Origin of the sequence: Dongia sp., assembly GCF_041905885.1 — a bacterium.
Lineage (GTDB): Bacteria > Pseudomonadota > Alphaproteobacteria > Dongiales > Dongiaceae > Dongia.
Genome location: NZ_JAYRKD010000022.1, coordinates 20,008 through 33,998, shown reverse-complemented (window position 1 = coordinate 33,998; position 13,991 = coordinate 20,008). Strand labels below are relative to the sequence as shown.

Genomic DNA, 13,991 nt, shown 5'->3' with positions numbered 1-13,991 from the left:
GCAGATCCCCGCGGGCGGCCTATAGTCCGGGGCATGAGTGGACAATCTCCGAAACCGGCGGCGGCGCCATGACCGAAGGCGTCTTCCGCCGCGTCTATCCGGCCGGCGCCCAGATCTTCCATGAAGGTGAGCTCGGCGACTACGCCTTCATCATCGAGCGCGGCCAGGTCGAGATTTCCTCCGGCAGCGGCGAGCAGCGCGTGCCCATCGCGGTGCTCGGCCCCGGCGAGCTGTTCGGCGAGCTGGCGGCGCTCGACGGCTTCGCCCGCTCGGCCAATGCCATCGCCGTCACCGAATGCGAGCTGATCCTGATCAGCCAGGAGCAGATCCGCCACCGGGTCAATTCCGGCGACGAGATCGTGGCGCTGCTGCTGCGCTCGGTGCTGCGCTCCTATCGCGGCGACGCGCGCAACATCACCGGCTGGAGCGACACCGGCATGCCGTCGCTGGACGTCTTTGCCACCGGCCCAGACAGCCACAGCCGCGCGGTCGCCAAGCTCCGGCTCGAGAACGAGTTGAAGCAGGCTTTGGCGAAGGACGAGTTCGAGCTCTATTTCCAGCCGCTGGTCTATCTCGCCGACGAGACCCTGGCCGGCTTCGAGGCGCTGATCCGCTGGAACAGCCCGCTGCGCGGCGCGGTCGGCCCCGACCAGTTCCTGAAGCTCGCCGAGGAGGCCGGCTTGATGGTCGCGATCGGCCATTGGGTAGTCGGCGCCGCGGTCAAGAACTTCGCCACCTTCCAGCGCGCCTTCGGCCCGGCGCGCGATCTCTTCGTCGCGGTCAACGTCACCAAGCATTACCTGCACGACCCGCAGTTCCTCGACGATCTCGCCGCCGGCGCCGAGGCCTACGGACTGAAGCCGAAGCAGATCAAGATCGAGCTCACCGAAAGCGTGCTGATCGACGACACCGAAGGCGCCATCATCTGGATCAAACGCTGCAAGCAGCTGGGCTTCCGGGTCTCGATCGACGATTTCGGCACCGGCTATTCCAGCCTCGGCTACCTGCACCGCCTTCCCGTGGACGAGCTCAAGATCGACAAGAGCTTCGTCGAGACCATGATCATCGACCACCGCAGCATGGCGGTGGTGAAGGCGATCGTCGGCCTGGCCGAAGGTTTGGATCTGAAGGTGGTCGCCGAAGGCATCGAGACCAAGGAACAGGCGGAAGCTTTGCGGGCGCTGCACTGCATCTACGGCCAGGGCTACCGCTTCGCCCGGCCGCTGACCGCCGATCAGGTGATGTCCAGCATCGCCGGCGAAGCCGTCAAGGCGCGCAGCGCGGAATAAACCGCGGCATCACTCACTGCCGATGACCGGCTCCTTGCCGAGCGCCTTCCGCAGCGCATGGTCATGACCAGCCCGGGAACGTCGGTGGCTGTCTGGTCCTGCGTCAAATGGGATTCCGCCTTATACAAAGTCTCGAGGCTGCGAGCGACGTAGTATGCGATATCCTGTCTCGGAAGATCCTCCGGAATTGGGACGCCCAGCAACTCGAGCATGCATTCCTCCATCGCAAAGGTCAGCGGCGTCATCAGATGCGTCAAAGATACGTTCGACGGAGGCGTATCGGACGCAGCAACTTCGAATGTGAACGCAGCATCCAGGTGCACGACGTCGCCCCTCGCCGATATCTCGGCATTGGAGCCACATCCCATACGGTAGGACCGATCCTCACTTCCCAAGAGTCTCGTAGCAAAGCTGGCTATCTGGCGCCCAGTTGAGTCGCGCAGATTCGGCATGTAGATGACGTCGTCATGCCGGATCGAGAATCCGATCTGCAAGGCGAAGGGAATGCATGATGCCTGATCGCTCGAACATCGGCGCACACCGAGGCGGTCGAGGGCAGAGGACAGCGCCAATTCCACGTTGGACCGAATTCCCGCAACCTCGGAATCCGATGGCTGCCCTTCAGCAGGGACGACCGAAATCTTCGGAGCGACGGCGTGCGGCATTCTGAGGACGATGTCGCCGGCCGACGTTCTGACCCAGTAGGTCTCTTCCGCGCGAGAAAGGAAGGCGAAATAGAGGCCGCGTGCATTGAGATAGTCGGCGAAGGAATCCGGATATGTGTCCGCCGAAGCCACAGGGATCTCGACAACCAAGATTGCAAAAGCAAGCGACAAGGCTGTCCTGATCATCTGACCATCCGCCCTCAAGAAGCTTTCACGAGGGATACAGTCTGATCGCCCGCCTGCAGTTCGTCGAGAAAATCCGTCACCGCTTTCGCGAAACCGTGGTCCATCAGGTCGGTATGCCCGGCCTCGGCGATGAAATGCGCGCGCTTGGGCTCGTTGGCGGCGTCGTAGACCATGCGGCCGAAGCGCACCGCCGTGGTCTTGTCCTTCTCGCCGTGGATCAGCAGCAGCGGCACCTTCACCTTGCCGATCTTGGCGACCGAGTTGAATTTGTCGCGCACCAGGAAGTCGAAGGCAAACAGCGGATAGCGCGCCCGCGCCGAATGCAGCACTGAGGCCAGGGGCGCTTCGAGGACCAGCGCCAGGACCGGAAACTCGGTCGCCATCTGGATCGCGACCGCGGTGCCGAGAGATTCGCCGAGCAGCACCGTCTGTTCGGGGCGCACCTTCTCTTGCGCGAGGAAGGCGAGATTGGCGCGCGCGTCCGCGTAGAGCCCGGCCTCGGTCGGCTGGCCGGGGTTGCCGCCATAGCCGCGATAGCCGACCAGCAGCACGCCATAGCCCGCGGCGAGATAGTCGCGGACCCGGTCGGCCCGCCCGCCGCGATGCCCGGCATTGCCGTGCAGATAGACGATGACCCGGCGATCGGGGCGGAGCGGCGGCGCCCACCAGGAGGTGAGCGTCAGCCCGTCGCGCGTCGTGATCGCGACCTCGCGCATCTGCTCCCCCAGCCCGGCCTCGGCGAGATCGGCCAGGGTCGGATCCGGCCGGAACACGATGCCGCGCTGCTTCACGAAGAGCAGCAGCAGCAGGCCGAGATAGAGGCCGATGACGACGATGAGAAACGCGGTCCACATGGTCTTCTATTCGCTCTGGATCTCAGGTCCGGGTTGGGGTGCCTGCGCGCGATAGCGGCCGACGAAGCGATTATAGGCTTCCAGCCCTTCGCTCTTGCACCAGCGCTTCTGCCCGTTGAGCCCGTAGTCCTGATAGGCATAGTCGGCGGCCATGTCGCTGGCAACGCGGAGCGTGCGCAGCGCCTCCGCCTCCACGGGATCCGCCAGCAGCAGCGCATCGCGCTCCAGCCGGAACCCGGCCTCGGATTCCGGGGTCAGCAGGCCGCAATAGGCCATCACGGTTTCATCGTAATAGAGCTTGAACAAGTCCGGATGCTCGCGGCGCGCCTTCTGGTACTGGCTTTCCTCGGCCGCGGCCGTCGGCGTCAGCAGCAGGCCGGCCAGGCCGGCAAAGACCATGGCTGCCAACCTCCTTTGGCCCCACCTCCTTTGGGAGGAGGCGCGGCGGCGTTCGAAGTCCTGCGTCTTTGCCATGCCCTGGTCCGGCGGAAAGTTAAATGCCCCGCCGCGATCTTAGCATCATTCCGGATCAACGCTGGACGCGCCTCCTACTAGCCCTGGTTCGCTGCGCTGGTTTCCACATCAAACTATTGAGTGTTATCCGGACTATCGATAGGCCGCAGGTTCTGCGCAGCCGGCACTGAACTCCGGGTGTAAGCGCGTCGGGTTCCATTTGCGTAAGTCAACCGACCCTTGCTTTTCCGCGGATCGACGCCCATGCTGACCTGTGGCAACTCCACATTCGGCGAACGGAACAAAAATCGGGCCAATGCTGAAGGCGCCTGAGGATCGACAGGGAGTAGAGTGAATACAATGAACGACCAACAGGGTGGTACTGAGCTCCGGGGGCGGATCAAATGGTTCAATCCGGAAAAGGGCTTTGGCTTTGTTTCGCCGGCGGACGGCGCACCTGATGTGTTCCTGCACATCTCCGCGCTGAAGGAGGCCGGCCTTCAGGACGCGCCGGAAGGCTCCACGATCCATTGCCAGGTCGGGCAGGGTCGCAAGGGGATCCAGGTTCTGAGAGTGATCACGCTGGACACCAGCACGGCGACGCCGCGCGCAACCAACCGCCGGCCCTTCGGGGGCGGTGGTGGCGGCCCGCGCCGCGATCACGGCTCGCACCGCGACGATCACTGATCCTGTCACAGCTTGAAGCGGCGTTTGCCGTTAAGCACGGCAAGCGCCGCTAGTCTGTGTCGCAAGTCCATCATGCTTGGCGCTCTGGCGGCGAACCGGCTAACATCGCCGCCGATTCCACCCGATTGATCGACGCCCAGCAGAGCCGGTGAATGGCCTTCGACTCCCGCGAGTTCCGCAACGCCCTCGGTAATTTCGCTACCGGCGTCACCATCGTGACCGCGCGCAGCCGATCGGGAGAGCCGCTCGGCCTCACCGCCAACTCCTTCAACTCGGTCTCGCTCGACCCGCCGCTGGTGTTGTTCAGCCTGAACCGCCAGGCCTACAGCCTGCGTTCCTTCGAAGAAGCCGGCAACTTCGCGATCAACGTGCTGCGCGACGACCAGCAGGATATTTCCCAGGTCTTCGCCCAGGCCGTGACCGACAAGTGGCAAGGCCTCGCCTTCGAGACCTGGGAAAGCGGCGCCCCGATCTTCTCGCATGCGCTCGCCGTGTTCGACTGCGCGACCCATGCGGTCCATGACGGCGGCGATCACCTGATCTTCGTGGGGCGGGTGCTCCGTTTCATCCACGACCCCGCCGGCCAGCCGCTGCTCTACTTCCGCGGCAACTACGGCAAAGTGCACCCGTAGTCTGCTAATCGGTAGAGAATTGGTCGGAAATTGCCCAGCTTTGGGCCTTATCCGCATGGACAACGCGGCTTTGCTCCGATACTGTTTTTTCAAGGCTTAGGCCGAGCGCCGCCAGAGCGGTCGCCCTCTCCCGCCCAGGGGCAGTTCCAGAGGGCCAACGAAACCGGTCGGTATCGTTTCGGTCACGAACGCATACAGGGAGAGCCGTCATGAAGAAGCGAGTTGCCGTCATCGGTGCCGGTCCATCGGGCACCGCCGTCCTGCGTGCCTTCGCCTCCGCCGCCGCAAAGGGCGCGGAGATCCCGGAGGTCGTCTGTTTCGAGAAGCAGGATGATTGGGGCGGCCTCTGGAACTACTCCTGGCGCACCGGGCTCGACGAGTTCGGCGAGCCGGTCCACTGCTCCATGTATCGCTATCTCTGGTCCAACGGGCCGAAGGAGTGCCTGGAGTTCGCGGACTATACCTTCGACGAGCATTTCGGCCGGCCGATCGCCTCCTATCCGCCGCGCGCCGTGCTCTGGGACTACATCAAGGGCCGGGTCGAGAAGGCGGGCGTGCGCGGCTGGGTCCGCTTCCGCACCCCGGTGCGCGAGGTCGACTACAGCGAGAAGACCGGCCGCTTCACCGTCACCGCCCATGACCTGCAGAACGACAAGCTGACTTCGGAAGAGTTCGACCATGTCGTGGTCGCGAGCGGGCATTTCTCGGTGCCCAACGTGCCGGAGTTCCCCGGCTTCAAGACCTTCAACGGCCGCATCCTGCACAGCCACGACTTCCGCGACGCGGTCGAGTTCAAGGGCAAGGACATCCTGATCATCGGCCGCAGCTACTCGGCCGAGGACGTCGGCTCGCAATGCTACAAATACGGCGCGAAGTCGATCACCAGCTCCTATCGCTCGAAGCCGATGGGTTTCAAATGGCCGGCCAACTGGGAGGAGAAGCCCCTCCTGCAGCGGGTCGAGAACAAGACCGCCTATTTCAAGGACGGCACGTCGAAAGAGGTCGATGCGATCATCCTGTGCACCGGCTACCTGCACCACTTCCCGTTCCTGCCGGACTCGCTCCGGCTGAAGACCGCGAACCGGATGTGGCCGCTCGATCTCTATCGCGGCGTCGTGTGGGAGGCGAACCCGAAGCTGCATTACATCGGCATGCAGGACCAGTTCTATACCTTCAACATGTTCGACGCCCAGGCCTGGTACGCGCGCGACGTGATCCTGGGCCGCCAGAAGCTGCCGGCCCTCGCTGAGATGCAGAAGAACAGCGCCGCCTGGCGCGCCCGCGAGGAGACGCTCGCCGATGCCGAGGCCTGCATCTGGTTCCAGGGCGACTATGTGAAGGAGCTGATCGACCTCACCGACTATCCGAGCTTCGACGTCGAGGCGGTGAACAAGACCTTCATGGAATGGGAGCACCACAAGGCCGAGAACATCATGGGCTTCCGCGACAATGCCTATAAGTCGATCATGACCGGGCGGATGTCGCCCAAGCACCACACGCCCTGGCTGAAGGCGATGGATGACTCGCTCGAGAGCTATCTGAACGAATCCGGGACGCCCGCCGGCAAGATGACGGCCGCGAAGTGACATCTGTGAAATGACGGAAGCAGGCGGCTGGCGCCGCCTGCAACCGCCGGAACGTGATCTCCGGCGTGATGCGCCTCAAGGTTTTATTAATCGAGCCTCTCTAGATTCACGCTGGTTTCAAGCCATTGGGCTGCACAGGCGGCTGGGTACGCATTCAGCGGAGGCGTTGGGCCTATGAATTTTGTCTCACCGGAAACGGCCGTGGAGACCTCGCAGGCGGAAGCGGAACTCGGTGCGCTGCTCTCGATCACGCGGCGCATGAACGGCTTCCTGTACCGCTGCCAGAACGACGCCTCCTACACCATGCTCTACATGACCGACGGCATCACGCCGCTGACCGAGTATCCGGCCGGCGACTTCATCGGCAACCGCGTGCGCGCCTTCACCTCGATCTGCCATCCCGACGATCTCTCGGTGGTGGACAAGGCCGTGGGCGCGGCACTCGAGAGCAAGACCAACTGGGACATCGACTATCGCCTGGTCAGCCGGGCCGGCAAGCCGGTCTGGATCAACGAGATCGGCGGCGGCGTATTCGACGAGAACGGCGAGCTCAGGTTCCTCGAAGGCTGCATCGTCTCGATCGCCGACCGCAAGGGGCTCGAAGTGCAGAACCGGCAAGTGGTCGACCACTTGGGCGAAGTCAGCAAGCAGATCGTCGTCAGCACCGGCAACATCCTGAAGGTGCTGGGCGCCCTGAAGATGCTGGCCCTGAACGCCCGGATCGAGGCGACCCGCGCCGGTGACATGGGCCGCGGCTTCGCCGTGGTCGCGCAGGAGATCAAGACGCTGGCCGCCACGACCGGCGAGAGCGCCGAGAAGATCACCCATCTGACCAGAGACTTGCAGACGACCCTGGAAGTCGCGAAGAAGAAATAACCGGTTGCGGCGGAGTCCACGCCGGTTCACACTCGCCGAACGGCATAATCCTATATTCGAGCCGTGTTCGCTGGTCAGGGGCGGAGCCATCAATTTGCAGAGCGAAGGTGAAATCGCGCCGCAGGCGGCCGCGCCGGTCCGCGTTTTTTCCTGCGGCAACGCCGTCAGCCGCGTGACGCTCCACGTCGAGGGCGAGATCCTGCGCATCGAGGTCGCCGGCGACGCCCTGGATGAAGGCATCGTCGGCTGCTTCCAGGACGCCTTGGCCCAGGGCGTGATCCGGCCGAACATGCTGGTCCTGGTCGATCTCTCGGATTTCGCCGGCCGCTTCGAATGGTCCACCATCCACGCGATCGTGGAGCTGGCGCCCTGGGGCAGCGAGCCGGGGCGCGCCTCGCGGGTCGCCTATGTCACAAAGAGCGCCTGGTTCTCCGCGATGATGAAGGTGACATCGATCCTGTTCCCGCGGACCCAGCACCGCCAGTTCTCCAGCGCGCTCCGCGCGCTGCAATGGCTGCAATCCCAGCGCTCGCACTAGACGGAACGGCGCTGCGTCTCCCCGGTTGCTCCGACGAGGGGCTATCCCGGGAGGACCGATGGCGGAACGAGACACCCAACCCCGCAAAGGCATGCCTGACCCGAAACTGGGCCGGGATGAGTTCACCCAACGCTTCCTGACGCAGTTTCGCGACCCGGCCTTCCGCCGCCTGGACGGCGCGCTGGACGAGGTCGCCGCCGTCGCCTGGGAGGCCTATCACCAGGGACGCAAGGCGCCGATCACGCGCAAGGCGGGCCCGGCCTTCGCCGATCCCGAATACGATCTCGCCCAGGACTGGCTCGATGCGCGCGACGCGATCGCCGCGGCGCAGGCCCGGCATGACGATCCCGCCGCGCAGACCCGGCTGCTGGTGATCAACGGCGCCTCGCGCAGCGAGCATACGTGCCCCGGCGAGATGTCGAAGACCTGGCGTCTGGTCGAGATCGCCTCTGCGGCGGCCGTAGCCGAGGGAACCGAAGTCGAGCTCCTCGACCTCTCGCGCCTTTCCTCGGAATACGGGCGCAAGATCTACCCCTGCAAGACCTGCTTCTCGACCGCGGCGCCGCTCTGCCACTGGCCCTGCTCCTGTTATCCGAATCACGCACTCGGCCAGACCCAGGACTGGATGAACGCGATCTACCCGATGTGGGTCGCGGCGCACGGCGTCATGATCGTGACGCCGGTCAACTGGTACCACGCCTCCTCCGCCCTGAAGTTGATGATCGATCGCCTGGTCTGCGCCGATGGCGGCAATGCCGACCCGACCCGGACCCACGGCAAGGATGCGGCGGCCGCGAAGAAGATCGAGCTCGCAGGCTGGGACTACCCGCGCCATCTGGCCGGCCGGGTCTACTCGGTGATCGTGCACGGCGACGCCGAGGGTGTCACCGAGGTGCGGCGCGCGCTCTCCGACTGGCTGAGCTCGATGGAGCTGATGCGGGCGCGCGACGTGGCGCATCTCGAGCGCTATATCGGCTATTGGCAGCCTTACGCCACCAACCACGGCGAGCTCGACCGGGACCGCGCGATCCAGCAGGAGGTCGAGATCGCCGCCCGCGCCTTGGCGCGCGACGCACAACGCGCCCGCACGACGGCGCCATCGGAATACACCGATCTCAAAGAGCCGCGGGAGAAGTAACGCCTGCCTGCCTTTCAAAGCCGCGTCCCAGGGTTAACCGGCAGACACACTCACTGGGACCGCCATGCCGTTCAGCTGCGCATTGCTCGCCCGTTGGCCCGACGGCTTCGACCCCGCCAAGGCGGGCGCCGTTATGGAATAAGGTCGTCACGGCGGAATTCTGGTCGCTGTTCCAGATCGACGCCTGCGCGACAATGCACCAATTCCTGATGCCGGACGGGACGGCGCGCGATGGTTGTGATATGATCGCCTTGCTGTTTGACATCGTGAATCTCATGCAGAAAGCGGCGCCAGATCGAGACCGCGCCGCTCTGCCGCACCGCAACCTTTACCCAGCCTTTACGGGGCGAAGAATGAGTTCGCGCTCTCTGATGGACAAAGGCATGCATCGCCAGAGGCTTAACTCGGTTTTCGCAGCTCGAAAAGCGCCGAGGCCGTAAAGGTGCGCGGATCGGATCGGGTCGCGTCGCAACCTTGACCGAATGCGGCGCGTACGGTGCGCGCGGCGTAGAACCCATCCGGGTTCGGGTCAGCTGCGCGGCTTCAGCTTGTCCGGGTCGTAGAAGGGGAAGCGCACGACCCTGGCGGGCAACCGCTTCTGCTGGCCGTCGATCTTGCCGATCTCGACCTCGGTGCCGATCGCGGCGGCGCTGATATCCATCCGACAGAGCGCGATGTTCTTCTGCAGCAGCGGCGAGCGGCAGCCGCTGGTGACGACGCCGACCTGCGCCCGGCCCTGGTGCACGCAGGCGCCATGGCCGACCGGCTCCTTGCCCTCGATCTCCAGGCCGACCAATTGCCGCTGCGGATGCTCCTTGCGCTTCAGCAGCGCCTCGCGGCCGACGAAGTCTTCGTTGCCCTTCAAGGCCACGGTGAAGCCGATGCCGGCTTCGAAGGGATCGACCTGGTCGTTGAACTCGTAGTTGGCGAAGACCAGGCCGGCCTCGATCCGCAGCATGTCGAGGGCTTCGAGACCGAGCGGCTGCAGGCCATGCGGCTCCCCCGCCTTCATCACCGCGTCCCAGACCGCCGTCGCGTCCTTCGGATGGCAGAAGATCTCGTAGCCGAGTTCGCCGGAGTAGCCGGTGCGCGAGACCACGACGGCGACGCCGTTGTAATCGCCGATCCGCCCCACGGTGAAGTTGAACCACTGGATCTCATCGACCCGCGCTCTCGCAGGCGGAGTCCAGATGATCTCCTTCAGGATGTCGCGGCTCTTCGGGCCCTGGACCGCGATGTTGTGCAGCTGGTCGGTCGAGGACTTGACCCAGACCTGTTTCAGGCCGCGGCGCTCCGCCAGCTCGCGCAGCCAGACGCCGTCATATTCGTCGCCGCCGATCAGGCGATAGCGGTCGGTGCCCAAACGGAACACCGTCGCATCGTCCAGCATGCCGCCATGGTCGTAGCACATCGCGGTGTAGACCACCTGGCCGTCGGAGAGCTTGCGGATGTTGCGGGTGCAGGCGGCTTGCAGCAGGTCCTCGGCATCGGCGCCCAGCACCTCGAACTTTCTCAATGGAGAAAGATCCATCACCGCGGCTTTCTCGCGCGCGGCCCAGTATTCGGCGACCGGTCCGGCGTTGTTGAAGCGGTTCGGCAGCCAGAAACCGCGGTATTCGGTGAAGTTGCGGGTGAGTTCCGACATGCGCGGGTAGAAGCCGCTCTCGCGCGTCAGTCTCGGTTCGGCATCGGGTGTCATGCGAAAGGCCACCGCTCTTGAGAAGCTGTTGGTCGCCGCGTAGATGCGGACATGGATGTCGGTCGGATTCCAGGCATTGGTCGCGTCGATGTCGTCGGGACAGGCCGAGGAGCCGCAGACCAGGTCCTTCATCGCCTTCATCAGCACGTAGTCGCCGGGCCGCGACCAGGGATCGTCCAGGAAAATCGCGTTCTGCGCGCTGATGCCGGTGTTGTAGAAGAGGTTGACCGCCTGCCAGCCCGGCCGCGTCGCGAGGCCGTAGCCTTCCAGCACCTTGTTGAAGTTGTCGGAGCAGCTGGGATGGCCCGGATAGCCGGCATCCTCGTAGAAGCGGCTGGTGCAGGCGAGGCCGAAGGTGTCATGCCGCCCGACGGTGTCGCGCACCACCTCGACCAGCGGCTGCATGTCGACATCGAAGAATTTCGAGGCGAGGCCCGGGCCCGGATAGATCATGCCCAGTAAGGTGCGCGTCGTCGTCATGTCGAGGCCGCGCTCTTGGCCCTGCTGCAGCCGCCGCGCATCGAAGGCCAGGAAATCCGAGCATTGCCGTCCGGCGACGTCGATCACCTGGATGAACTGGCCTTCCTTGACCTCGTAGGAGAGCGCGGTGCAACGGTTGACCCTGAACTCGGCGACGACGTCACCCAGAGGCTCCGGCAGCGGCAGGTCGCCGCTGCCGAGGATGCGGGCGCGATGCACGATGATAGAAAGATCGGTCGCCGGCAGCTCGCCCTCGCCCAGCCGTTCCGGCCCCGGCGCATGCAGCACGACGTCGACATCGCGCTCAGCCTTGAGCGAAGCGCTGTCGCCGGGCCGACCGCCGCCGAGCAGGACCGCCGCCTTGTCGACACCGCGCGGGATGCCGCGTGCGCGCAGGGCGCGCGCGATCTCCGCGCCGTTCTCGCCCTGACCCTGGAGCAGCCGGTTGATGCCCGCCGCATCGCCGTCGGCCTTCAGCCCGAGCGCCGCCGGATCGGCTCGTCCGCCGGTTCCGAAGGCGGCGATGGCACAACTTTGGCGGCCCTCGCGATCGACGATCTCGACCCGGTCGCCGGCGGCAAGATGCAGGATCAGCCCGCCCAGCCCGGCCAGGCGATAGCGTTCCACGCCGGGATCGAGGCGCGGCAGTCCAGGCTCGCGGAAGCGTGGTTTCGGCAGCAGAACCGTCACTGGGGCAACCCCTTGGCGGAACCATTTCCAGGCCAAAACCATACCGCTATTGGCGAGTGGTTCACAACCTGGAAATTGGCGGGCGTCACTTCTTCCGGCGGGCGCGCACCGCCTTCGGGCCGAACAGCAGCCTGGGGATGTTCCGCAGCAACCGCGCCAGCTCGCGCTCCTTGACCAGCGCCGCCGCTTGCCGGAGCGAATACCAGCGGGCTCGCCGCTGGTCCTTCTCCGGCCAGTTCTTCTTCTGCTGCTCGACCCCCAGCACGAAGACCTGGACCAGGATCTCGCCGGTGAAATTCTCGTCGCGCTTCATGTAGCGGAAGCTGCCGATCGGCTTCTTGGACCAGAGCTCGCCCTTGACGCCGGCTTCCTCGAAGGCTTCGCGCCGCGCGGTGCCGGCCGGGGTGCGGTTGCGCATCGGCCAGCCCTTCGGGATGACCCATCGTCCGGTCCCGCGCGAGGTCAGCAGCAGCACCTCGAGCTGGTCCCGCGAGCCGACGCGCAGCGCCAGGGCGCCGTATTGGCGATGTCGCGGCAGGCGCGCAGCCGCGCCGCGCGCGACCGGCCGCTTCGCAACCTTCTTCCTGGCCGAACCGGCCTTCTTCACCTTGGTTTTCTTCTGGGCCTTCGCCATGGCTGCAGTTTGTGGCGATTCACACTCGGCATCAATCCGACCGGCGCCGTCGGGTTGCGCCGTACCGACGCTCCGGGTGTCGCGACTATCCGGCCGGATAGCGAATCGAGAGAATCTCCAACTCCAGGTCGCCGGCCGGGCGTTTCCAGATCACGCTGTCGCCGGTCTTGGCGTCCTTGAGCGCCAAGGCGAGCGGCGAGACCCAGGAGAGCTTCCCGACCGTGGGATCGGCCTCGTCCTCGCCGACGATCTCGAACTTGCGCTTCTTGCCGTTCTCGTCCTCGGTCTCGACGATGGCGCCGAAATCGACCTGGTCCTTCGGCTGCTGGTCGTAGTCGACGGGAATGGCGCGGGTCAGGCGCTCCTGTACATAACGCAGGTCGCGCTCGATCACCTGCAGCGCCTCCTTGTCGAGCAGGTCCCGCTCGGTCTGGTGGCGATGCTTGGAATCCTCGAGCTCGGCCAGCTGCTGTTTCAGCAGCGCCAAGCCGCGGGGGGTCACGAAGTTCGGATGCGGGCTTTGCGGCCGCTCCGGCAATTCCGGGACCTGATCTTCGTTTTCCTTGACGAAAGCTCTGCTCATCCTGCTCACTCCCTCCCTCTGTTATTTAGAGTTGCCTTATTCCAGGACAAGGTCAAAGGTTATCCGCCCGAGACCAAATCCTTGAAAAGGCATCATTTTTTCGGGGACGGAGGGGGCTCCCATGACCGAAGTGCGATGTCTATTGGAGAAGCGGGCGGTCCTGGGCGAGGGGCCGATCTGGCGGCCGCGGGAGAACTCCCTCTATTGGATCGATCTGAAGGCGCCGGCGATCTACTGCTTCGACGTCATCACCCGACAAAACCGGCAGGTCCCGGCGGCGCTCGGCAAGACCATCGGCGGCATGGTGTTCGCGAGAGACGGCCGCATGATCGTGGTGGATGCCGAGGGCGTGCATGACCTCAGCAACACAGGGCACCGCAACCTGCTGGTCCAGCCGGAATCGGATGCCGGCAACGCTTTCAACGATGCGAAATGCGATCCCAAGGGCCGGCTCTGGAGCGGCACCGCGGATATCGGCGAGACCCGCCAGAGCGGCAGCCTCTATGTGATCGAGGGCCAGGGCCAGCGCCGGATCCGCCGGATCGACAGCGGCATCATCTGCTCCAACGGGCCCGCCTTCTCGCCCGACGGGCGCACCGCCTACTTCACCGACAGCTTCGCCCAGGAGATTTACTGCTACAACGTCGACCTCGACACCGGCCTGATCGGCGAGCGCAAGAGCTTCGTGCGCTGCAGCCCGGATGCGGGATACCCCGACGGCATGACGGTCGATTCCGAGGGCTATCTCTGGTGCTGCAACTGGGATGGCTGGAGCGTCACGCGCTATGCCCAGAACGGCGACATCGACCGGGTGCTGAAGGTGCCGGTGCCGCGGCCGACCTCGGTCTGCTTCGGCGGCCCGCGCATGGACCAGCTGTTCATCACCAGCGCCAGCGACGGCCTCTCGGAGGACGTCCTGCGCGAGGCCCCGCTCTCGGGCAGCCTGTTTGTCTGCGAGCCGGGCGTCAAAGGCCTGCTCGATGCGGAGTATAACGGTTAGA

General features: G+C 64.9%; 14 protein-coding genes. 8 read left to right on the top strand and 6 right to left on the bottom strand.

Features of this window, described 5'->3' with window-relative positions; all coding sequences use genetic code 11:
• Positions 1 to 68: 68 nt before the first annotated feature.
• Positions 69 to 1,289, top strand: a complete 1,221-nt coding sequence (locus tag ACH2CY_RS19985; RefSeq protein WP_395021164.1) for an EAL domain-containing protein — start codon at positions 69 to 71, stop codon at positions 1,287 to 1,289.
• Here the strand turns inward: ACH2CY_RS19985 and ACH2CY_RS19980 are convergent.
• The 3 genes from ACH2CY_RS19980 to ACH2CY_RS19970 are packed head-to-tail and all read right to left on the bottom strand — an operon-like array spanning position 1,235 to position 3,393.
• Positions 1,235 to 2,140: a hypothetical protein gene (locus tag ACH2CY_RS19980; protein WP_395021163.1), complete on the bottom strand. Its 906-nt coding sequence runs from the start codon at positions 2,138 to 2,140 to the stop codon at positions 1,235 to 1,237. The two genes, ACH2CY_RS19985 and ACH2CY_RS19980, sit on opposite strands and share 55 nt — an antisense overlap.
• Positions 2,141 to 2,154: 14 nt before the next feature.
• A complete protein-coding gene (locus ACH2CY_RS19975) occupies positions 2,155 to 2,994 on the bottom strand; it encodes an alpha/beta hydrolase (protein ID WP_395021162.1) in 840 nt (279 codons plus the stop codon).
• Positions 2,995 to 3,000: 6 nt separating this feature from the next.
• The gene (locus ACH2CY_RS19970) at positions 3,001 to 3,393 is read right to left on the bottom strand and encodes a hypothetical protein (protein WP_395021160.1); all 393 of its coding nucleotides are present in this window, start codon (positions 3,391 to 3,393) and stop codon (positions 3,001 to 3,003) included.
• A 414-nt stretch (positions 3,394 to 3,807) separates the two neighbouring features.
• Here ACH2CY_RS19970 and ACH2CY_RS19965 point away from each other — a divergent pair, with 414 nt between their 5' ends.
• From ACH2CY_RS19965 to ACH2CY_RS19940, 6 genes are all read left to right on the top strand, one after another.
• A complete protein-coding gene (locus tag ACH2CY_RS19965; RefSeq protein WP_395021159.1) occupies positions 3,808 to 4,134 on the top strand; it encodes a cold-shock protein in 327 nt (108 codons plus the stop codon).
• Between the two features lie 152 nt (positions 4,135 to 4,286).
• A complete protein-coding gene (locus ACH2CY_RS19960; protein WP_395021157.1) occupies positions 4,287 to 4,766 on the top strand; it encodes a flavin reductase family protein in 480 nt (159 codons plus the stop codon).
• A 209-nt stretch (positions 4,767 to 4,975) separates the two neighbouring features.
• Positions 4,976 to 6,352, top strand: coding sequence for an NAD(P)-binding domain-containing protein (locus ACH2CY_RS19955; RefSeq protein WP_395021156.1), 1,377 nt, complete (start codon positions 4,976 to 4,978; stop codon positions 6,350 to 6,352).
• Between the two features lie 201 nt (positions 6,353 to 6,553).
• Positions 6,554 to 7,228, top strand: a complete 675-nt coding sequence (locus ACH2CY_RS19950; RefSeq protein ID WP_395021154.1) for a methyl-accepting chemotaxis protein — start codon at positions 6,554 to 6,556, stop codon at positions 7,226 to 7,228.
• Positions 7,229 to 7,322: 94 nt separating this feature from the next.
• Entirely contained in the window at positions 7,323 to 7,766 is a 444-nt protein-coding gene (locus ACH2CY_RS19945) for an STAS/SEC14 domain-containing protein (protein ID WP_395021153.1), read from the top strand.
• A gap of 58 nt (positions 7,767 to 7,824) precedes the next feature.
• Positions 7,825 to 8,904, top strand: a complete 1,080-nt coding sequence (locus ACH2CY_RS19940; RefSeq protein ID WP_395021152.1) for a flavodoxin family protein — start codon at positions 7,825 to 7,827, stop codon at positions 8,902 to 8,904.
• 529 nt (positions 8,905 to 9,433) lie between these two features.
• Here the strand turns inward: ACH2CY_RS19940 and ACH2CY_RS19935 are convergent.
• The 3 genes from ACH2CY_RS19935 to ACH2CY_RS19925 all read right to left on the bottom strand — a co-directional run bounded on the left by ACH2CY_RS19935 (position 9,434) and on the right by ACH2CY_RS19925 (position 12,990).
• Complete coding sequence (locus tag ACH2CY_RS19935; RefSeq protein ID WP_395021151.1) at positions 9,434 to 11,773, bottom strand: DUF1989 domain-containing protein; 2,340 nt, start codon at positions 11,771 to 11,773, stop codon at positions 9,434 to 9,436.
• Between the two features lie 85 nt (positions 11,774 to 11,858).
• Entirely contained in the window at positions 11,859 to 12,407 is a 549-nt protein-coding gene (locus tag ACH2CY_RS19930; RefSeq protein WP_395021149.1) for an NUDIX hydrolase, read from the bottom strand.
• An 85-nt stretch (positions 12,408 to 12,492) separates the two neighbouring features.
• The gene (locus ACH2CY_RS19925) at positions 12,493 to 12,990 is read right to left on the bottom strand and encodes a GreA/GreB family elongation factor (protein ID WP_395021147.1); all 498 of its coding nucleotides are present in this window, start codon (positions 12,988 to 12,990) and stop codon (positions 12,493 to 12,495) included.
• 121 nt (positions 12,991 to 13,111) lie between these two features.
• On the opposite strand from ACH2CY_RS19925, the gene ACH2CY_RS19920 reads away from it, so the two are divergent.
• Complete coding sequence (locus ACH2CY_RS19920; protein ID WP_395021145.1) at positions 13,112 to 13,990, top strand: SMP-30/gluconolactonase/LRE family protein; 879 nt, start codon at positions 13,112 to 13,114, stop codon at positions 13,988 to 13,990.
• Position 13,991 lies beyond the last annotated feature (1 nt).

Coding starts and splice junctions, on each gene's coding strand:
- ACH2CY_RS19985 (WP_395021164.1), top strand. CDS start 69: ATGACCGAAGGCGTCTTCCGCCGCGTCTATCCGGCCGGCGCCCAGATC.
- ACH2CY_RS19980 (WP_395021163.1), bottom strand. CDS start 2,140: ATGATCAGGACAGCCTTGTCGCTTGCTTTTGCAATCTTGGTTGTCGAG.
- ACH2CY_RS19975 (WP_395021162.1), bottom strand. CDS start 2,994: ATGTGGACCGCGTTTCTCATCGTCGTCATCGGCCTCTATCTCGGCCTG.
- ACH2CY_RS19970 (WP_395021160.1), bottom strand. CDS start 3,393: ATGGTCTTTGCCGGCCTGGCCGGCCTGCTGCTGACGCCGACGGCCGCG.
- ACH2CY_RS19965 (WP_395021159.1), top strand. CDS start 3,808: ATGAACGACCAACAGGGTGGTACTGAGCTCCGGGGGCGGATCAAATGG.
- ACH2CY_RS19960 (WP_395021157.1), top strand. CDS start 4,287: ATGGCCTTCGACTCCCGCGAGTTCCGCAACGCCCTCGGTAATTTCGCT.
- ACH2CY_RS19955 (WP_395021156.1), top strand. CDS start 4,976: ATGAAGAAGCGAGTTGCCGTCATCGGTGCCGGTCCATCGGGCACCGCC.
- ACH2CY_RS19940 (WP_395021152.1), top strand. CDS start 7,825: ATGGCGGAACGAGACACCCAACCCCGCAAAGGCATGCCTGACCCGAAA.
- ACH2CY_RS19930 (WP_395021149.1), bottom strand. CDS start 12,407: ATGGCGAAGGCCCAGAAGAAAACCAAGGTGAAGAAGGCCGGTTCGGCC.
- ACH2CY_RS19925 (WP_395021147.1), bottom strand. CDS start 12,990: ATGAGCAGAGCTTTCGTCAAGGAAAACGAAGATCAGGTCCCGGAATTG.
- ACH2CY_RS19920 (WP_395021145.1), top strand. CDS start 13,112: ATGACCGAAGTGCGATGTCTATTGGAGAAGCGGGCGGTCCTGGGCGAG.